Source organism: Variovorax sp. GW822-FHT04A09 (genome assembly GCF_058801005.1).
The window spans coordinates 475,054-495,384 of the sequence record NZ_JBXAMV010000002.1 but is presented as its reverse complement, the minus strand read 5'-3'; the positions used below and the strand labels follow the sequence as shown (position 1 = coordinate 495,384).

The window sequence follows — 20,331 nt, the reverse complement described above, 5'->3', positions numbered from 1 at the left end:
CGAAAACGCCCGCCGCACGGGGTGCGGCGGGCGTGGGGCGGACGGTCGTCGGGCGCGCAGAAGGTGTGAAGAAACCGTAGCGAGCGGGCCGAGGTCGCATCGAGGACCGGAGCCGTACACGCGTACGGTGAGGACCGCAGATGCGAGATCGGGACGCGCAGTAGGTTTATTCACACCTTCTCAGGCCATCGCCATGCCGGCGGCGTCCCGGGTACGGCGCAGCCCGGTCCATTGCAGCTCGGCCAGCACGACCACGCACAGCGCCTGCGCCAGCACCCAGGCCGTGCCGAGCGCGGTGACCGCGAACACGCCGCTCACCAGCAGCGCCACGCAGGCCACGGCCCAGGCGAAGTTGCCGACGACCACGAGGCCGATCAGCGTGCGCGGCGGCGTGCGGCGGCTGGCCATGAAGGCGGCGGCCGCCGCGTAGGCCAGCAGGAACACGCCGGTGCCCATGAGCAGCCAGGCCGGCAGGCCAGTCAGGTGGGCAAGGACGTCGGTGAACGCCACCTGCAGCGCGCCGGTCGCGGCGCACGAAGCGGCATCGGCCCACATCACGTTCGACAGGAAGCGGGGGGAAGCGAAAACAGACATGTGAATCTCCTGGGTGGGTACGCTGTAGGCCAGTCCTGCTGCGTTGGGGTCGATGATTCCGCCGGGCGTGGATCGCGTCGATGACCTGGGAGGTCATGGCGCGGCGGCGCCGTCGCGCCAGAATGCGGCTCCATGAACACCCCCCGCACCCATTCGTCCAAGGCCGCCGCCGCCGGCCTGCCCGGCGCGCGCGATCCGTTCGGCGCCCACCTGCGGCACTGGCGTACCCACCGCCGCCTGAGCCAGCTCGACCTGGCGCAGGAGGCCGAGGTCTCGACCCGCCACCTGAGCTACGTGGAAACCGGCCGTGCCGCGCCCAGCCGCGAAATGGTGCTGCGCCTGGCCGAGCGCCTGGACGTGCCGCTGCGCGAGCGCAATGCGCTGCTGGTGGCCGCCGGCTTCGCGCCCATGTACCGCCAGCGCTCGCTCGACGACCCCGCCATGGCCTCGGCGCGCCGCGCCATCGACCTCGTGCTGAAAGGCCACGAGCCCTTCCCCGCGCTGGCCGTGGACCGGCACTGGAACCTGGTGGCGCACAACGCGCTGGTGCCGCTGCTCATGGAAGGCTGCTCGGCGGAGCTGCTGAAGCCGCCCATCAACGTGCTGCGCCTGAGCCTGCACCCCGAGGGCGTGGCGCCGCGCATCGCGAACCTCGCGCAGTGGCGCACGCACCTGCTGGAGCGGCTGCAGCAGCAGATCGCCGCCACCGGCGACACCGTGCTGCAGGCGCTGCACGACGAGCTGGAAGGCTACCCGCCGCCGGCCGTGAGCCACGACGCGCCGCAGCTCGACACCGCCCTGTCGGCCGTGGCCGTTCCGTTCCAGGTGGTCATGCCGAGCGGCGTGCTGAGCTTCATCAGCACCATCACGATCTTCGGCACGCCGGTGGACGTCACGCTGCAGGAACTCGCGGTGGAGTCGTTCTTTCCGGCGGACGAGCAGACGGCGGCAGCCCTGACGGCGCTGGCTGCGCTGGCTGCGCAGCAGGCGCGCGGCTGAGATCGGCGACGGTGCCGTCCGCATGGCGCGCCGGCCCCTCGAAATCGTCGACCTGAATGACCTTGTCGGCCGCCTGCAGGTAGGCCAGCGCCAGCGCGGGGTCGCTGGCCGATTGCGCCGCTTCGTCGAGCGAGCGCGTGCGTCGCAGCACCTTGTTGAGCGCGGTGGTCTCGTCGCCCAGCCGCGCGCCGAGCGCCATCGCCTGCATCAGGTCGCGCAGGCCGCCCGGGCCGGGCTCCGACAGATCGGGCACGAGCCGCGCGACCACGTCCGGGCGCGTGCGCAGCAGCTCGGCCAGTGCCATCAGCTGCACGTCGCGCAGCGGCGCCAGGTGCGCGGTACGGCGCAGCACCAGCGCGCCGAGCAGACGCCGCCCCGGCGTCGGCAGGTTGGCGTAGAGGTCGCGCAGGATCTTGCCGGCTTCGTCCAGCTGCAGCCGGATCGCGGCCTGCGCAAAGGGCAGCAGCTCGGGCGCCGCATCGACGCGGTAGCGCCACACGCAGGCACTCGCCAGGTACAGATGGGCCAGCACGTCGCCCAGCCGCGCCGACAGCAGCTCCATGCGCTTGAGCTTGCCGCCGAGCAGCCCCATGGCGAGGTCGGCGGTGAGCGCGTACTTGGCGCTCATGCGCGCGATGAGCCGTGCTTCGTCCGCCAGCGCCTCGGGCGGATCGCCGCGCACCGGCGCGCCGAAGAGGCTGTGCCACAGGTTGCGCGACACATGCCTGCCGTGCGCGATGAGCGCCTGGCCCAGCGCCGTTTCGTCTTTCGCCTGCACCGCCGCCATCTCGTCGAGCACGTGCGGGTGGCAGCGCACCGCGCCCTGGCCGAACACGATGAGCGCGCGCGTGAGGATGTTCGCGCCCTCCACCGTGATCGCGATCGGCGCCTGCCGGTAGGCCACGCCGAGCAGGTTCGACGGGCCCGAGATGATCCCCTTGCCGCCGAGGATGTCCATGCCGTGGTTGACCGCGCGCCGCCCGGCCTCGGTGAGCTGCACCTTGAGGATCGCGCTGGCCACGCTGGGCCGCTCGCCCTTGTCGAGCGCGGCCGCCGTGAAGCGCCGCGCCGCATCGGTCGCGTACAGCTGCGCCGACATCTGCGCGACCAGCCCCGCCACCGCATGGAACTTGCCCACCGGCAGGCCGAACTGCTCGCGGATCTGGCCGTAGGCGTTGCTCACGTACAGCGCGGTCTGCTGCATCGCCGAGCCCAGCGCGGGCAGCGAGATGGCGCGGCCCGCGGCCAGGCATTCCATCAGCATGCGCCAGCCCTGCCCCACCTGCGGCTCGCCGCCGATGATCCAGTCCATCGGCACGAACACCTGCCGGCCGCGGATCGGGCCGTTCATGAAGGCACTGTCCATCGGGCGGTGGCGTCGGCCGATCTCCATGCCTTCATGCGGCACGGGAATCAGCGCGCAGGTGATGCCCAGCTCGCGCTGGCCTTCGGGCCGGCTTTCGTCGATGGCATGGAACGCGAGGCCGACCACGGTGGCGACCGGCGCGAGCGTGATGTAGCGCTTGTCGAAATCGATCAGGAAGCCGCGCGTGCGCCGGCCCTGGAACTCGCGCTCGACGAGCACGCCGCGGTCAGGAATCGCGGCGGCGTCGGAGCCCGCGTAGGGCGAGGTCAGGCCGAAGCACGGCAATTCGCGGCCGTCGGCCAGGCGCGGCAGGTAGTGGTCTTTCTGCGCGTCGGTGCCGTAGCGCAGCAGCAGCTCGGCCGGCCCGAGCGAGTTGGGCACCATCACCGTGACGGCGGTCGCGACGTTGACGCTCGCGATGCGCGCCACCACCGTGGCATGCGCGTAGTGGCCGAAGCCCAGGCCGCCGAAGGCCTCGGGAATGATCATTCCGAAGAAGCGCTTCTCGCGCAGGAAGCGCCACACCTCGGGCGGCAGGTCGTGCGCCTGGTCGATGGCGTGGTCGTCGAGCATGCGGCACAGCGCGGGCACCTCGTTCGCCAGGAAGGCTTCTTCGCGCGCGCTGAGCTGGTTGGGGCCGGCGGCCGTCAGCGCATCGAAATCGGGGCGCCCGGCAAAGAGCTGGCCTTCGAACCCGACCGTGCCGGCCTCGAGCGCGGCACGCTCGGTGTCGCCCAGCGGCGGCAGGGCCTTGGAGAAAGGCTGCATCGCCCATCGGCCGATCAGGGTCGCCAGTGGCATGGGGTCTCCTTGCGCCGCACCGGAGCGCGCGGCATGCGTCCATTCTTGGACGGCACCGGCCCGCACCGGGCCGGTCAAGGGCGTTCGCGCGTGTCGGAGACGGGCTCGCGCGGCCCGCGGGATCAGCGGCGCTTGGGCGCCTGCCCGGCCGGCGCGGCAGCCGGCGCGGGTGCATTCGGATCGCGCCAGCCGTACTCGACATAGCGGCGGATCACGAGGCAGCCCGGCGGCGAATCGATCAGCGAGACCGACGAGGTCGGCTCCTTGTCGTCGGTGTAGACCGTGTAGATCGGCAGCAGCGGCGTGCGTTTGTAGTTCTTCAGTTCCTGCTCGGCCACGCTGGCGCAGGTGAAGGGCGCCACCGAGATGCGCTCGGCCGCCACGGTGCAGGCGCCGCTGTCGTCGGGAATGGCGGTGATCGACGCGGCCACGCCCGCGTTCGGGTACTGGATGCCGACCAGCGAGAACACCGGGCCGGCGTCGGGGCGCTTGCGGTCCCAGTCGAGCAGCACGTCGTGCGCGCGGCTGCCCTGCACGGTGAGCGTGGCCAGCCGCGTGATGGCGGGCAGGCAGCGCTGCACGCCCACGCTGGCGGCGGCGCGCGTGAGCGTGTCCTGCGGCGCCGCGGGCGGGGCCAGCACGCCTTGCGCCAGCGCGCTGCCGGCCGCGAGCACACAGGCTGCGGCGGTGAATCGGGCCAGGGCGGTCATCGGTGTCGTCCTCACGCGTAGAGGCTCTCGATGGCCGCCGAGTAGAGGCGCACGTTCTCCTCGCCTTCCGGGTCGAGCCTGGCGATGAGGGCGCGGGCGCGCTCGCGGTAGGCCGGCAGGTTGGCGTCGTGCTCGGCGAACGCACGCCGCAGCGCCTGCCCGCCCTCCTCGCAGTCGAAGCCGTGGTAGCGGTAGCCGCAGTCGCCGATCAGGTGCGAGTTGTGGATGAGCGGCCAGCCGCCGTACAGCGCCTCGTAGTAGAGGTAGTTCTGCGCGTTCTCCCAGTGGTGCGCAAAGACCGCGTCGATGGCGCCTGGCAGCACCTGGTACAGCGGAAAGCGCCCTTCGAAGGTCGCCAGCCCGTGCCGCACGAGATCGAGGCTCTGCGCGAAGGCGACGAAGTTCGGCTTGTCCTTCAGGTGGAAGCTGTTGTAGACCCACATCTTCTCGATGAGGCGCGGCTGCGCGCGGTGCGCCGACTCGCAGCCCAGCATCGGGATGAAGCTGGTCTTCACCATGCAGATGTTGGGCTCGAAGATGGCCACTCGCCACTGCTTGCGCCCCGGCTCGTAGGCGAAGCGCTTGCCCTCGGCGCCGCGCGCCATCGCCTTCTCGACCACCATCGGGCTCCACAGGTGCGGCATGAGCTTGGTGGGCGCGCGGAAGGTGCTCGCGAAGTACGGCTTGCAGGAGGTTTCGTACTCGGGCAGCGTCCACACCTCGTCGTAGGGCGCGCCGCTGACCAGCATGCCGTGCGGCTTGTTGAAGGTCATGCGCTCGATGTCGATCACGTAGTCGTTGCCCACGCGCATCGAGACGATTTTTCCGCCGCGCTCGCGGAACGCCACCGACCAGTCGCGCCCCAGTTGCGCGCTCATCTCGATCATGAGGTCGAGTTCCTGCGCAGCGGTGGCCATGTCGATGATCGGCACCGGCGAGTCGGCCAGGAAATTGGTCGCGTCGGCCGGGCCGCCGTCGCCGCCGCCGGCCACCAGCACCGTGCGTTCGACGCAGGGCGAACGCAGCAGCAGCATCACGAGGAACAGGCAGTTCTGGTAGACGCCGTTCTCCCACAGGCTCTGCTCGCCCTTGCGGATGAAGATGGAGACGCCGACTTTCAGCCGGGTCGGTGAAGCGGCCGCGCGCGGGCCTGCGGTGGGGTTGTGCACCTCGCTCATGCGGCCACCTTCGCGTTGCCGGCATGGAACGCCGGATCGCCGCCCACCAGGTTCAACAGCCGCTGCGCGTAGCCGTCGATGTTGGCGGGGTGCATCGGGTCGATCGCATCGAACACGCGCTGGCTGCGCGCGCGGTAGTCGTCGAGTTGCGCGTCGTGGCCGCGCACGGCCGCGGCCAGCTGTTCGGCGCCGACGGCGATGTCGAAGTCGGGGTAGTAGTAGCCGGCGTCGCGCAGCCACGGCGAGTTGTGCACCAGCGGGTAGTTGCCGTACAGCGCGTCGAGGTAGCTGTAGTTCTGGTCGTTCTGCCACTGGTGCGACACCACCGCGTCGGCGTGCTGCACCATGAAGCCGGCGAAGTCGTGCCGTCCGTGGAAGGTGGCCTTGTGCTGGCGCACGATGTCCAGCGAGTTGGCCAGGTAGAGCATCGTCGGATGGTCTTTCAGGTGCAGCGTGTTGAGCACGTGCATCGCCGCGACGTGCTCCGGGTTGGCGCGGTAGGCCCCGTCGCTGATCAGCATCGGGATGCTGCACGACTTCACGACCGAGATGTTGGGCTCGAAGATCGCCACCCGAAAGCCCGGTTGCTCCGCCGTGCGCGGCTGGTAGCCGAAGCGAAAGCCCTGCGCCTGCACCTCGTCCACGCGCTGCGCCAGGAACTGCGGCGACCACAGGTACGGCACCTCGTGCACCGGGCAGCGGTGCAGCGTGCGCATCATCGGCGCAAAGGCCGTGTCCTTGGGCAGCAGCCAGATCTCGTCGCAGCGGTCGGTGGCGCCGAAGTGCCCCTTGTCGGCAAAGACGATCGGCTCGGCCAGCGCCACGAAGGGCTGCCCCACGCCGTGGAAGGCCACGCGTCCGCCGCAGGCGCGGAAGTACGACAGCCACTGCACGTCGAGCGCGCCGGCCATTTCGATGACCACGTCGAGCGCGTCGGTCAGCTCGCGGGCACGGCCCAGCGTGAGCCCCATGGCCGACAGGTCGACCTGCGGCGGCATCGCCTGCTGGTCGCCCGCGTCGATGAGCGTGACGGACTCGACGAATTCGATGCGTTGCAGCAGCCGGGCCAGGAACAGGACGTTCTGTCCCATTCCGTTTTCCCAGATGTTCTGCCCCGCGTGGGAGAGGACTGAAATACCGATGCGCATGGGCGAAGTGTGTACCAAAAAAACAATGGCTCCCGCGCGCAGGGCGCGGGAGCCACCGGACCGGGGGGCGTCGGCCTAGCGGCCTTTTACTTCCACTTCCAGCCGATGCCCGCGTTGACGCCCCACTCCTTGCCGGTGGAGCTCAGGCCCGCGCCCCAGGAGATCTTGCCGTCGTCCGACAGGGCCTTGAAGGTCAGCGCCACCGCGCTGTAGCCCTTGTACGACCCCATGCCGATGCCGATCGTCTTCTCGCCCGGGTACAGCGTGGGCAGGTAGGTGCCCGACATCGCGAAGGCCATCGCCGAGCCCGAGTAGGCGATGCGCGCCACGTCGCCCACCTGCTTTTGCACCTGCTGCAGCTGGCCCAGGTTGACCGCGTCGCCCGGCAGCACGCCTGGTGCCACGTTGCTGATGCGCGTGGGACCCGAAGTCTCGGTGCCCAGCGTGATCTGGTTGTAGTTCACCGACCCGTCGGGGTTGGTGGCGTACTGCACGCTGCTGGCCTTCGCAGCCGCCGAGACCGCCTTCAGCTGCGCCACGTTGGTCGCGTCGCTGTCGGACGAGCCGGCTGCCACGCCCGTGATCTGGCGGAACTGGTTGTTGGCCGCATCGCCCACCGACACCGCCGCCTGCGTGCTGGTCGTGGCCTTGATGGCCGCTTCCTGCTGCGCATTCGCGCTGCCCGGCACGTAGCCAGCCACGCCCGCCGCCCGCGAGGCCACCGAGTTCGCACCCAGTGCCACGCCGCCGGTCTGCTGGACCACCGCGCCGAAGCCGATGGCCGTGCCCTGCGCGATGTTCTGCGCCTTGCTCAGCGGCGTGCCGCCGGCGTCCGCACCGTCACCCAGGGCCACGCCGCCGCCGCCGGCACGGGAGTTCGCGCCGATGGCCTGCGAGCCCGTGGCCAGCGCCCCGGTGCCGATGGCGATCGCGTTGGTGCCCGTGGCCTGCGCCCCGAAGCCCACCGCCACCGCGCCGTCGGCCGTGGCCCGCGCGCCGTTGCCGGCCGCGAAGGAGTTGGCGCCGCTGGCTTCGGAACGCGGCCCGATCGCCACCGCTTCCGCACCGGTGGCCTTGGAGTCGGTGTTGGTCGAGTTGGCGTGGAAGTACTTGGTGCCTCCGTTGTAGATCGAGCTGACCGTCGTGCTCAGGCTGCCGATGCCGCTCATCGCCGTGCTCAGGCCGGTCGACGTCGAGGTCGACAGGCTGGAGAGCCCGCTGGCTGCGCCGCCCACGCTGGTGGACAGGCTGTCCAGGTTGCTGTTGGTGGTGCTCAGGCCGGTCGACAGGCTGTTGACGGTGCTGTTGGTCGTGCTCAACCCGGTCGAGAGGCTGCTCACGTTGCTGTTCGTCGTGCTCAGGCCGGTCGACAGGCTGCCGACGGCGCTGTTGGTGGTGCTCAGGCCAGTCGAAAGACTGTCGACGCTGCTGCCCACCGTGCTCAGGCCGGTCGACAGGCTGTCGATGCGGCTGGCCGAGGTGCTCAGGCCGGTGGACACCGAGCTCGACAGGCTGTTCACGCTGCTCGTGACCGTGCTCAGGCCGGACGACGTGGAGGTCGAGAGGCTGTTCAGGTTGCTGTTCGTCGTGCTCAGTCCGGTCGACAGGCTGCCCACACTGCTGTTGGTCGTGCTCAGTCCGGTCGACAGGCTGTTGATGCCGCTGTTGGCGGTGCTCAGGCCGGTGGACAGGCTGCCGATGCTGCTGTTGGCGGTGCTCAGGCCGGTCGAGGTCGAGGACGACAGGCTGCCCAGGTTGCTGTTCGTCGTGCTCAGGCCCGTCGACAGGCTGAAGATGCCGCTGTAGGCGGTGCTCAAGCCGGACGAGAACGAGGTGGACAGGCTGCTGACGTTGCTGTTCGTGGTGCTCAGGCCGGTCGACAGGCTGTCGATGCTGCTCGTGGCCGTGCTCAGGCCCGACGAGGTCGAGGTCGAGAGACTGTCGACGTTGCTGTTCGTCGTGCTGAGGCCGGTCGAGAGGCTGTCGATGTTGCTCGTGGCGGTGCTCAGGCCCGAGGACGTGGAGGTCGAGAGGCTGCCGACGTTGCTGTTGGTGGTGCTCAGGCCTGTGGAGAGGCTGGAGATGCCGCTGGTGGCGGTGCTCAGACCGGTCGAGAGGCTGGAGATGCCGCTGGTGGCGGTGCTCAGACCGGTCGAGAGGCTGCTCACGTTGCTGTTTGTCGTGCTCAGGCCCGTCGAGAGGCTGGAGATGCCGCTGGTGGCGGTGCTCAGGCCCGTCGACAGACTGGAGATCCCGCTCGACGTCGAAGTCGACAGGCTACCGACGTTGCTGTTCGTGGTGCTCAGGCCAGTGGACAGGCTGGAAATACCGCTGGTGGCCGTGCTCAGACCCGTCGACAAGCTGTCGATGCCGCTCGTGGCCGTACTCAAACCCGACGACGTGGAAGTCGACAGGCTGCTCACGTTGCTGTTCGTCGTGCTCAGGCCGGTCGAAAGGCTTGAGATACCGCTGGTGACGGTGCTCAGCCCCGTCGACAGACTGGAGATGCCGCTCGACGTCGAAGTCGACAAGCTACCGACGTTGCTGTTCGTGGTGCTCAGGCCGGTGGACAGGCTCGAGATGCCGCTGGTGGCGGTGCTCAGGCCGGTCGACAGACTGTCGATTCCGCTCGCCGCGGTGCTCAGGCCAGACGACGTAGATGTCGAGAGGCTGCTCACGTTACTGTTCGTCGTGCTCAAGCCGGTGGACAGGCTGGAGATGCCGCTGGTTGCGGTGCTCAGACCCGTCGACAAGCTGTCGATGCCGCTGGTAGCGGTGCTGAGGCCGGACGACGTGGAAGTCGACAAGCTGCTCACGTTGCTGTTCGTCGTGCTCAAGCCGGTGGACAGGCTAGAGATGCCACTGGTGGCAGTGCTCAGGCCGGTCGACAGGCTGTCGATTCCGCTCGTAGCGGTGCTCAGGCCACTCGACGTGGAAGTCGACAGGCTGCTGACGTTGCTGTTGGTCGTGCTCAGTCCAGTGGACAGGCTGGAGATGCCACTGGTCGCCGTGCTCAGACCAGTCGAGAGGCTGTCGATTCCGCTCGTCGCGGTGCTCAGACCAGACGACGTCGAGGTCGACAGGCTGCTGACGTTGCTGTTGGTCGTGCTCAAGCCGGTGGACAGGCTGGAGATGCCGCTGGTTGCGGTGCTCAGGCCGGTCGACAGGCTGGAGATGCCGCTCGACGTCGAAGTCGACAAGCTACCGACGTTGCTGTTCGTGGTGCTCAGCCCCGTCGACAAGCTGTCGATGCCGCTGATAGCGGTGCTGAGACCGGACGACGTCGACGTCGACAGGCTGCTGACATTGCTGTTCGTCGTGCTCAAGCCCGTGGACAGGCTCGAGATGCCACTGGTCGCCGTGCTCAAGCCGGTCGACAGGCTGTCGATTCCGCTCGTAGCGGTGCTCAGGCCACTCGACGTGGAAGTCGACAGGCTGCTGACGTTGCTGTTCGTCGTGCTCAAGCCGGTGGACAAGCTGGAGATGCCGCTCGTGGCGGTGCTCAGGCCCGTCGACAGGCTGGAAATGCCGCTCGACGTGGAAGTCGACAAGCTGCCCACGGTGCTGTTCGTGGTGCTCAGACCGGTGGACAGGCTTGAGATACCGCTGGTGGCGGTGCTCAGACCGGTCGACAGGCTGTCGATTCCGCTCGTAGCGGTGCTCAGGCCAGACGACGTCGAGGTCGACAGGCTGCTGACGTTGCTGTTGGTCGTGCTCAAGCCGGTGGACAGGCTGGAGATGCCGCTGGTTGCGGTGCTCAGACCCGTCGACAAGCTATCGATTCCGCTCGTGGCCGTGCTCAGGCCAGACGACGTAGACGTCGAGAGGCTGCTCACGTTGCTGTTCGTCGTGCTCAAGCCGGTGGACAGGCTGGAGATACCGCTGGTAGCGGTGCTGAGGCCGGACGACGTGGAAGTCGACAAGCTGCTGACGTTGCTGTTGGTCGTGCTCAGGCCCGTCGACAGGCTGTCGATGCCGCTGGTGGCTGTGCTCAGGCCGGACGACGTGGAAGTCGACAGGCTGCTGACGTTGCTGTTCGTCGTGCTCAAGCCCGTGGACAGGCTGGAGATGCCACTGGTCGCCGTGCTCAAACCAGTCGAGAGGCTGTCGATTCCGCTCGTCGCGGTGCTCAGACCAGACGACGTGGAAGTCGAGAGGCTGCTGACGTTGCTGTTGGTGGTGCTCAGGCCTGTGGAGAGGCTGGAGATGCCGCTGGTGGCGGTGCTCAGGCCGGTCGACAGGCTGGAGATGCCGCTCGACGTCGAAGTCGACAAGCTACCGACGTTGCTGTTCGTCGTACTCAAGCCAGTGGACAAGCTGGAGATGCCACTGGTCGCCGTGCTCAAACCAGTCGAGAGGCTGTCGATGCCGCTGGTAGCGGTGCTGAGACCGGACGAGGTCGACGTCGACAGGCTGCTGACATTGCTGTTCGTCGTGCTCAGGCCCGTGGACAGGCTGGAGATACCGCTGGTAGCAGTGCTGAGGCCGGACGACGTCGACGTCGAGAGGCTGCTGATGTTGCTGTTCGTGGTGCTCAGGCCGGTCGACAGGCTGGAGATGCCACTGGTCGCCGTGCTCAAGCCGGTCGAGAGGCTGTCGATGCCGCTCGCCGCGGTGCTCAGACCAGACGACGTGGAGGTCGAGAGGCTGCTGACGTTGCTGTTCGTTGTGCTCAGACCAGTAGACAGACTCGAGATGCCGCTGGTCGCCGAGCTCAAGCCGGTCGAGAGGCTGTCGATGCCGCTCGTGGCCGTGCTCAGTCCCGACGACGTTGAAGTCGACAGGCTGCTGACATTGCTATTCGTCGTGCTCAAGCCGGTGGACAGGCTGGAGATGCCGCTGGTTGCCGAGCTCAATCCCGTGGAGAGGCTGGAGATACCACTGGTTGCGGTACTCAGACCCGTCGACAAGCTGTCGATGCCGCTGGTAGCGGTGCTGAGGCCGGACGACGTGGAAGTCGACAGGCTGCTCAGGTTGCTGTTCGTCGTGCTCAAGCCGGTGGACAGGCTCGAGATACCGCTGGTCGCCGTGCTCAGGCCAGACGACGTGGACGTCGAGAGGCTGCTGACGTTGCTGTTCGTAGTGCTCAGGCCCGTCGACAGGCTCGAGATGCCGCTCGTAGCCGTGCTCAGGCCACTCGACGTCGAAGTCGACAGGCTGCTGACGTTGCTGTTCGTCGTGCTCAAGCCCGTGGACAGGCTCGAGATGCCACTGGTCGCAGTGCTCAGGCCGGACGACGTCGAGGTCGACAGGCTGCTGACGTTGCTGTTCGTCGTGCTCAGGCCGGTGGACAGACTCGAGATGCCACTCGTGGCCGTGCTCAGGCCGCTCGACGTCGAAGTCGACAAGCTGCTCACGTTGCTGTTCGTCGTGCTCAAGCCGGTCGACAGGCTGTCGATGCTGCTCGTCGCAGTGCTCAGGCCGGACGACGTCGAGGTCGACAGGCTGCTGACGTTGCTGTTGGTCGTGCTCAGGCCAGTGGACAGGCTGGAGATGCCGCTGGTTGCCGTGCTCAGGCCGCTCGACGTCGAAGTCGACAGGCTGCTCACGTTGCTGTTCGTGGTACTCAGCCCGGTCGACAGGCTGTCGATACTGCTCGTCGCAGTGCTCAAGCCAGACGACGTGGAGGTCGACAAGCTGCTGACGTTGCTGTTTGTCGTGCTCAAGCCCGTAGACAGGCTGGAGATGCCGCTGGTGGCAGTGCTCAAACCCGACGACGTGGAGGTCGACAAGCTGCTCACGTTGCTGTTCGTGGTGCTCAAGCCGGTCGACAGGCTCGAGATCCCACTGGTCGCCGTGCTCAGGCCAGACGACGTAGACGTCGAGAGGCTGCTGACGTTGCTGTTCGTGGTGCTCAGGCCAGTGGACAGACTGGAGATACCGCTGGTTGCGGTGCTCAAACCGGTCGACAAACTATCGATGCGGCTCGTAGCCGTGCTCAAACCCGAGGACGTCGAGGTCGACAAGCTGCCGACATTGCTGTTCGTCGTGCTCAGACCAGTGGACAGGCTGGAAATGCCACTGGTCGCCGTGCTGAGCCCCGTCGACAGGCTATCGATGCCACTCGCGGCCGTGCTCAGCCCGGTCGACGTGGATGTCGACAGGCTGCTCACGTTGCTGTTCGTGGTGCTCAGGCCAGTCGACAGACTGGAGATACCGCTGGTCGCCGTGCTCAAGCCGGTCGAGAGGCTATTGATGCTGCTCGTGGCCGTGCTCAGGCCCGACGACGTAGACGTCGACAAGCTGCTCACGTTGCTGTTGGTCGTGCTCAGACCAGTCGAGAGGCTCTCAATGCCGCTCGTGGCCGTGCTCAGCCCACTCGACGTCGAGGTCGAAAGACTGCTGACATTGCTGTTCGTTGTGCTCAGGCCAGTGGACAGGCTCGAGATGCTGCTCGTGGCCGTGCTCAGGCCGCTCGACGTCGAAGTCGACAAGCTGCTCACGTTGCTGTTCGTGGTGCTCAAGCCAGTGGACAGGCTCGAGATGCCGCTGGTCGCAGTGCTCAGGCCGGACGACGTGGAGGTCGACAGGCTGCTCACATTGCTGTTCGTGGTGCTCAGGCCCGTAGACAGGCTCGAGATACCGCTGGTGGCCGTGCTCAAGCCACTCGACGTGGACGTCGACAGGCTGTCCAGGTTGCTGTTCGTGGAGCTGAGGCCAGTGGACAAGCTGGAGATACCGCTGGTCGCAGTACTCAAACCAGACGACGTCGAGGTCGAAAGGCTGCCAATGCTGCTCGTCGCCGTGCTCAAGCCAGACGACGTCGAAGTCGACAGGCTCGAAATACCACTGGTTGCCGTGCTCAAGCCGCTTGAGGTGGATGTCGACAAGCTGTCCAGGTTGCTATTGGTGGTGCTCAGGCCGGTGGACAGGCTGTTGATGCCACTGGTGGCAGTGCTCAAACCAGACGACGTCGAAGTCGAAAGACTGTCGATGCTGCTCGTGGCCGTGCTCAGACCGGACGAGGTCGAGGTCGACAAGCTGCTGACGTTGCTGTTGGTCGTGCTCAAGCCAGTGGACAGGCTGGAGATGCCGCTGGTGGCAGTGCTCAAACCCGACGAGGTCGAAGTCGACAGACTGTCGATGCTGCTCGCCGCCGTGCTCAGGCCAGACGAGGTCGAGGTCGACAGGCTGCTCACGTTGCTGTTCGTCGTGCTCAGGCCGGTAGACAGGCTATCGATGCCACTGGTCGCCGTACTCAAGCCCGACGACGTGGACGTCGACAGGCTGTCGATACGGCTGTTCGTCGTGCTCAAGCCAGACGAAGTCGAGGTCGACAAGCTGCCGACGTTGCTGTTCGTGGTGCTCAGACCCGTGGACAGGCTGGAGATACCGCTGGTGGCCGTGCTCAAGCCGCTCGACGTGGACGTCGACAAGCTGTCCAGGTTGCTGTTGGTGGTGCTCAGGCCGGTGGACAGGCTCGAGAAGCCACTGGTCGCCGTGCTCAATCCCGTCGACAGGCTGTCGATGCTGCTCGTGGCCGTGCTCAGGCCGGACGACGTCGAGGTCGAGAGGCTGCTGACGTTGCTGTTCGTGGTGCTCAGGCCGGTGGACAGACTGGAGATACCGCTGGTAGCGGTGCTCAAACCGGACGACGTCGACGTCGAGAGACTGTCGATGCTGCTCGTGGCCGTGCTCAGACCGGACGAGGTCGAGGTCGACAAGCTGCTGACGTTGCTGTTCGTAGTGCTCAGGCCAGTGGACAGGCTGGAGATGCCACTGGTCGCCGTGCTGAGCCCCGACGACGTCGAGGTCGACAAGCTGCTGACATTGCTGTTCGTGGTACTCAGGCCGGTAGACAGGCTGGAGATCCCGCTGGTGGCGGTGCTCAGACCCGACGACGTCGACGTCGAAAGGCTATCAATGCTGCTCGTGGCCGTGCTCAAGCCCGACGACGTCGAAGTCGAAAGGCTATCGATGCTGCTCGTAGCCGTGCTCAAACCAGACGACGTCGAGGTCGACAAGCTGCTCACGTTGCTGTTCGTCGTGCTCAGGCCCGTGGACAGGCTGGAGATACCGCTGGTTGCGGTGCTCAGCCCCGACGACGTCGAAGTCGAAAGGCTGTCAATGCTGCTCGTGGCTGTGCTCAATCCCGACGACGTGGACGTCGACAGGCTGCTCACATTGCTGTTGGTCGTGCTCAGACCGGTCGACAGGCTGGAGATCCCACTGGTCGCCGTGCTCAGACCCGACGATGTCGAAGTCGACAGGCTGCCCACGTTGCTGTTCGTCGTGCTCAGGCCCGTGGAGAGGCTGGAGATGCCGCTGGTCGCCGTGCTCAAGCCACTCGACGTCGAGGTCGAAAGGCTGTCCAGGTTGCTGTTCGTGGTGCTCAGGCCGCTCGACGTGGACGTCGACAGGCTGTCGATACGGCTGTTGGCTGTGCTCAGACCCGACGATGTCGAAGTCGACAGGCTGCCCACATTGCTGTTCGTGGTGCTCAGGCCTGTAGACAGGCTGGAGATGCCGCTCGTGGCGGTGCTGAGGCCAGACGACGTGGAAGTCGACAGGCTGCTCACGTTGCTGTTCGTGGTGCTCAAACCCGTCGACAGGCTGGCGATGCCACTGGTCGCGGTGCTCAGGCCCGACGATGTCGAAGTCGACAGGCTGCTCACATTGCTGTTGGTTGTGCTCAGGCTCGTGGACAAGCTGGCGATGCCGCTGGTCGCTGTGCTCAGACCGCTTGAGGTAGACGTCGACAAGCTATCGATGCTGCTCGTCGCCGTGCTAAGGCCCGACGACGTAGACGTCGAGAGGCTGTCAATACGACTATTGGTGGTGCTCAGACCCGAGGACGTCGAGGTCGACAGACTGCTGACGTTGCTGTTGGTCGTGCTCAGGCCCGTGGACAAGCTGGTGATGCCACTGGTCGCCGTGCTCAGACCGCTCGACGTAGACGTCGAGAGGCTGTCGATGCTGCTCGTGGCGGTGCTCAGGCCCGACGATGTGGAGGTCGAAAGGCTATCGATTCGACTATTGGTCGTGCTCAAACCGCTGGACGTCGAAGTCGACAAGCTGCCCACGTTGCTGTTCGTGGTGCTCAAGCCCGTCGACAGGCTGGCGATGCCACTGGTCGCAGTGCTCAGGCCCGACGATGTCGAAGTCGACAGGCTACTCACGTTGCTGTTGGTCGTGCTCAGGCCAGTAGACAGGCTCGAGATGCCGCTGGTTGCCGTACTCAAGCCCGACGATGTCGAAGTCGACAGGCTACTCACGTTGCTGTTGGTCGTGCTCAGGCCAGTAGACAGGCTCGAGATGCCGCTGGTTGCCGTACTCAAGCCCGACGACGTCGAGGTCGACAGGCTGCTGACGTTGCTGTTGGTCGTGCTCAAACCAGTCGACAGGCTGTCGATGCCACTCGTGGCTGTGCTCAAGCCGCTCGACGTGGAGGTCGAAAGGCTACTGACATTGCTGTTCGTCGTGCTCAGACCCGTGGACAGGCTGGAGATGCTGCTGGTCGCTGTGCTCAGACCAGACGACGTCGAGGTCGACAGACTGCTGACGTTGCTGTTGGTCGTGCTCAGGCCCGTCGACAAACTGGAGATGCCACTGGTCGCAGTGCTCAGACCGCTCGAGGTAGACGTCGACAAGCTATCGATGCTGCTCGTGGCCGTGCTCAGGCCCGACGACGTAGACGTCGAGAGGCTATCGATTCGACTGTTGGTCGTGCTCAAACCACTGGATGTCGAGGTCGACAAGCTGCCCACGTTGCTATTCGTCGTGCTCAGGCCCGTGGACAGGCTGGAGATACCGCTCGTGGCCGTGCTCAGTCCCGACGACGTAGACGTCGAGAGGCTGTCCAGGTTGCTGTTGGTGCTGCTCAGCGCCGTGGACAGGCTTGAGATACCGCTGGTTGCCGTACTCAAGCCCGACGACGTCGAGGTCGACAGGCTGCTGACGTTGCTGTTCGTGGTGCTGAGACCGGTCGAAAGACTGGAGATGCCGCTGGTCGCGGTGCTCAGGCCGGACGATGTCGAAGTCGACAGGCTGCTGACGTTGCTGTTGGTCGTGCTCAGGCCCGTCGACAAACTAGAGATGCCGCTGGTTGCCGTGCTCAAGCCGCTCGACGTCGAGGTCGACAAGCTGCTGACATTGCTGTTGGTGGTGCTCAGACCTGTGGACAGGCTGGAGATACCACTGGTCGCCGTGCTCAGGCCCGACGACGTAGATGTCGAGAGGCTGTCGATGCGGCTATTGGCCGTGCTCAGACCCGACGACGTCGAGGTCGACAAGCTGCCCACGTTGCTGTTCGTCGTGCTCAGACCTGTGGACAGGCTCGAAATGCCGCTAGCTGCAGTACTCAGGCCCGACGACGTCGACGTCGACAGGCTGCTCACATTGCTGTTGGTCGTGCTCAGGCCCGTCGACAGACTGTTGATGCCGCTCGTAGCGGTACTCAAACCGGACGAGGTGGACGTCGACAAGCTGCTGACGTTGCTGTTCGTGGTGCTCAGGCCCGTGGACAAGCTGGAGATGCCGCTGGTGGCAGTGCTCAGGCCCGACGACGTCGATGTCGACAGGCTGCTCACGTTGCTGTTCGTCGTGCTCAGCCCCGTGGACAAGCTCGAGATACCACTGGTCGCAGTACTCAGGCCGCTCGATGTGGACGTCGAGAGACTGTCGATGCGGCTGTTGGTCGTGCTCAAACCCGACGATGTCGAGGTCGACAAGCTACCCACGTTGCTGTTCGTGGTGCTCAAGCCCGTGGACAAGCTGGAGATGCTGCTCGTGGCCGTGCTCAGGCCGGACGACGTCGAAGTCGACAGGCTGCTGACGCTGCTGTTGGTCGTGCTCAGGCCCGTCGACAAGCTGCTGACGTTGCTATTCGTAGTGCTCAGGCCTGTGGACAGGCTGGAGATGCCGCTCGTGGCCGTGCTCAAACCAGACGACGTCGAAGTCGACAGGCTGCTCACGTTGCTGTTCGTGGTGCTAAGGCCAGTCGACAGGCTGGAGATCCCGCTCGTCGCTGTGCTGAGGCCCGACGACGTCGAAGTCGACAGGCTGTCGATGCGGCTGTTGGTCGTACTCAGGCCAGTCGACAGACTCGAGATGCCACTGGTCGCCGTGCTCAGACCGCTCGATGTGGACGTCGAAAGGCTGTCGATGCGGCTGCTGCTGGTGCTCAGGCCGGACGACGTGGAGGTCGACAAGCTGCTGACGTTGCTGTTCGTCGTGCTCAGACCGGTGGACAGGCTCGAGATGCCGCTCGTGGCCGTGCTCAAGCCAGACGACGTCGATGTCGACAGGCTGCTCACGTTGCTGTTCGTTGTGCTCAACCCCGTGGAGAGGCTGGAGATGCCACTGGTAGCGGTGCTCATGCCAGACGACGTGGACGTCGAGAGGCTGTCGATGCGGCTGTTGGTCGTGCTCAGACCCGACGACGTCGAAGTCGAGAGGCTGCCGACGTTGCTGTTCGTTGTGCTGAGGCCAGTCGACAGACTGGAGATGCCGCTGGTTGCGGTGCTCAGACCCGACGACGTGGAGGTCGACAGGCTGCCGACATTGCTGTTCGTTGTGCTCAGGCCAGTCGACAGACTCGAGATGCCACTGGTCGCCGTGCTCAGACCACTCGACGTCGATGTCGAAAGGCTGTCGATGCGGCTGCTGCTGGTGCTCAGTCCGGACGACGTAGAAGTCGACAGGCTACTGACGTTGCTGTTCGTGGTACTCAGACCTGTGGACAGGCTGGAGATCCCGCTCGTCGCCGTGCTGAGGCCCGACGACGTCGATGTCGACAGGCTGTCGATGCGACTGTTGGTCGTACTGAGGCCGGTCGACGTGGAGGTCGAAAGACTGCCGACGTTGCTGTTCGTGGTGCTCAGGCCGGTCGACAGGCTCGAGATGCTGCTCGTGGCCGTGCTCAGTCCCGACGACGTCGAAGTCGACAGGCTGTTAATGCGACTGCTCGCCGTGCTCAGGCCCGACGATGTGGAGGTCGACAGGCTGGCGACGTTGCTGTTTGTGGTGCTCAGGCCCGTGGACAGGCTGGCGATGCTGCTCGTGGCCGTGCTCAGGCCCGAAGACGTCGACGTCGACAGGCTGCTGATGCTGCTGTTGGTCGTGCTCAGCGTCGAATACAACTGGCTGCCGTTGATGGCATCCGTGCTGGTGTCGGTGATCCGTCCTGCTGCGACATTGGTGATCTGACGTTCGTTGTTGAGCGAGCCCACACTGACCACGCCAATAGGCGACGCGCCCGCAAACCCCGAGTAGGTTACCGGGCCGATCGTCGCGGTGGGCGCCGCGGTCGCAGTGCTGGCAATCGCATTGGCACCGATGGCGACCGCGTTGGCCGACGTTGCCTGCGCGTTCAAGCCCAGAGCCATTGCGCCGGCAACGTTGGCCTTGGCCCCCGTACCCATGGCGAACGCGTCGGAAGCCGTGGCCTGAGCGTTCGCGCCCATGGCGACGGCGCCGGTCGTACCCGTATTCGTCTTGGCCCCAGCGCCGAAAGCGAGGGAATTGGTGCCGGCCGCAACCGCGGCACTGGTGGCGTCGCCGCCCAGTGCGACAGCACCCGAGCCTGTCGCCTGGGCAGCAGCGCCGATGGCGACCGCATATGTACTGGTCGCGCGTGAGCCACCGGCTGTGCCGCCCAAGCCGCCGAATGCAACTGCTCCAGTCCCAGTAGCCTGCGCGCCAGACCCCACCGCGAGAGCGCCGGCACCATTTGCCAACGTGGCCGTCTGGTTTGCGTTGCCCCCGATCGCGATCGCATTGGTCCCCGTCGCGTTGGCGCGATCTCCGATTGCGATGCCTGAGGCCGAGCCTGTCGCATTCGCGCCCCATCCAATGGCGACAGCAGCATCCTGCGGCGCCTGGGCGTTGTATCCAAGAGCGACGCCGCCACTTACCGCGTTGGCCGATTGCCCGATGGCAACGGCGTGGGCGCCGTTGGCGATCGAGAAGCCGCCAATGGCAACACCACCGGTCGCATTTGCGCCTTGACCCAACGCGACAGCGCCGTTACCCGACGCAAAGGCCCTGTCAGCGCCGCTGCTGCTGCCGATAGCAACCGACTCACCCGATGCCACACCATAGTTAGAACTCGGAACGTACTGAGCCAGCGCCCCACCTCCATACCCCGCCGCCGCTCCCGCCACCACCAAAGCAGCCACGGTCGCCACCCGCGACTTGCTCTTCTTTCCCCGCGCCGAAGTGAGTTCAGACGCCGCAACCCAGGCCCCCAGGGCTTCATTCCAGATACTTCGGTAAGACTTGTTCATATTCTTCGAGCTCGGTTCACAGAGGGCGGGCGCGGTATCAACGGCGGAGGAAGGCAACGACCGCCCGCGGCTCGTTGCCCCAGCCAGGGTCGTAGTTACCCTGACGTTCACAATGGACGCGGTAATGTACGCAGCCGTTTACATTTGCAGCCATTTCGGTCTACCGGAAACCGTGAAATGATGATTTAGTTCACAAACTTTCACGATTGGCGACAAATTTGGTTCGGGGCGGATGCGGTGTGAAACGTTGGTTCAGAGGCCCCGCCTAGAATCGCGGCCGCTGTTTGCCACAGCGGTTTTCTTCACAAA

At 66.0% G+C, this 20,331-nt stretch carries 10 protein-coding genes and 1 pseudogene; 5 read left to right on the top strand and 6 right to left on the bottom strand.

Annotation, left to right across the window (positions count from 1 at the left end):
- Positions 1-180: 180 nt before the first annotated feature.
- Positions 181-594, bottom strand: coding sequence for a hypothetical protein (locus tag AC1RLW_RS13360; RefSeq protein WP_493193410.1), 414 nt, complete (start codon positions 592-594; stop codon positions 181-183).
- A gap of 132 nt (positions 595-726) precedes the next feature.
- Between AC1RLW_RS13360 and AC1RLW_RS13355 the strand changes: the two genes are divergently transcribed.
- Entirely contained in the window at positions 727-1,593 is an 867-nt protein-coding gene (locus AC1RLW_RS13355) for a helix-turn-helix domain-containing protein (protein WP_493193409.1), read from the top strand.
- Here the strand turns inward: AC1RLW_RS13355 and AC1RLW_RS13350 are convergent.
- The 4 genes from AC1RLW_RS13350 to AC1RLW_RS13335 form a co-directional block, all read right to left on the bottom strand.
- Complete coding sequence (locus AC1RLW_RS13350; protein WP_493193408.1) at positions 1,487-3,760, bottom strand: acyl-CoA dehydrogenase; 2,274 nt, start codon at positions 3,758-3,760, stop codon at positions 1,487-1,489. The two genes, AC1RLW_RS13355 and AC1RLW_RS13350, sit on opposite strands and share 107 nt — an antisense overlap.
- A gap of 122 nt (positions 3,761-3,882) precedes the next feature.
- On the bottom strand, positions 3,883-4,470 hold the full coding sequence (locus AC1RLW_RS13345) for a hypothetical protein (RefSeq protein WP_493193406.1): 588 nt from the start codon (positions 4,468-4,470) through the stop codon (positions 3,883-3,885).
- 11 nt (positions 4,471-4,481) lie between these two features.
- A complete protein-coding gene (locus tag AC1RLW_RS13340) occupies positions 4,482-5,648 on the bottom strand; it encodes a DUF2827 domain-containing protein (RefSeq protein WP_493193404.1) in 1,167 nt (388 codons plus the stop codon).
- Positions 5,645-6,796 carry a DUF2827 domain-containing protein gene (locus AC1RLW_RS13335; protein WP_493193402.1) on the bottom strand — a complete coding sequence of 384 codons (1,152 nt, stop codon included), beginning with the start codon at positions 6,794-6,796 and terminating at the stop codon, positions 5,645-5,647. The genes AC1RLW_RS13340 and AC1RLW_RS13335 overlap by 4 nt, the downstream gene beginning before the upstream one ends.
- Positions 6,797-7,273: 477 nt before the next feature.
- On the opposite strand from AC1RLW_RS13335, the gene AC1RLW_RS13330 reads away from it, so the two are divergent.
- The 4 genes from AC1RLW_RS13330 to AC1RLW_RS13315 all read left to right on the top strand — a co-directional run bounded on the left by AC1RLW_RS13330 (position 7,274) and on the right by AC1RLW_RS13315 (position 18,943).
- The gene (locus AC1RLW_RS13330) at positions 7,274-7,489 is read left to right on the top strand and encodes a hypothetical protein (protein ID WP_493193400.1); all 216 of its coding nucleotides are present in this window, start codon (positions 7,274-7,276) and stop codon (positions 7,487-7,489) included.
- Between the two features lie 84 nt (positions 7,490-7,573).
- The gene (locus AC1RLW_RS13325) at positions 7,574-7,924 is read left to right on the top strand and encodes a hypothetical protein (protein ID WP_493193398.1); all 351 of its coding nucleotides are present in this window, start codon (positions 7,574-7,576) and stop codon (positions 7,922-7,924) included.
- 15 nt (positions 7,925-7,939) lie between these two features.
- Positions 7,940-8,602 carry a hypothetical protein gene (locus AC1RLW_RS13320; RefSeq protein ID WP_493193396.1) on the top strand — a complete coding sequence of 221 codons (663 nt, stop codon included), beginning with the start codon at positions 7,940-7,942 and terminating at the stop codon, positions 8,600-8,602.
- Positions 8,603-8,629: 27 nt separating this feature from the next.
- Positions 8,630-18,943 carry a hypothetical protein gene (locus tag AC1RLW_RS13315; protein WP_493193395.1) on the top strand — a complete coding sequence of 3,438 codons (10,314 nt, stop codon included), beginning with the start codon at positions 8,630-8,632 and terminating at the stop codon, positions 18,941-18,943.
- On the opposite strand, the pseudogene AC1RLW_RS13310 reads toward AC1RLW_RS13315, so the two are convergent.
- A pseudogene (locus AC1RLW_RS13310) lies at positions 18,871-20,022 on the bottom strand (ESPR-type extended signal peptide-containing protein); the annotation flags it as partial. The gene AC1RLW_RS13315 and the pseudogene AC1RLW_RS13310 sit on opposite strands and share 73 nt — an antisense overlap.
- Positions 20,023-20,331: the final 309 nt, after the last annotated feature.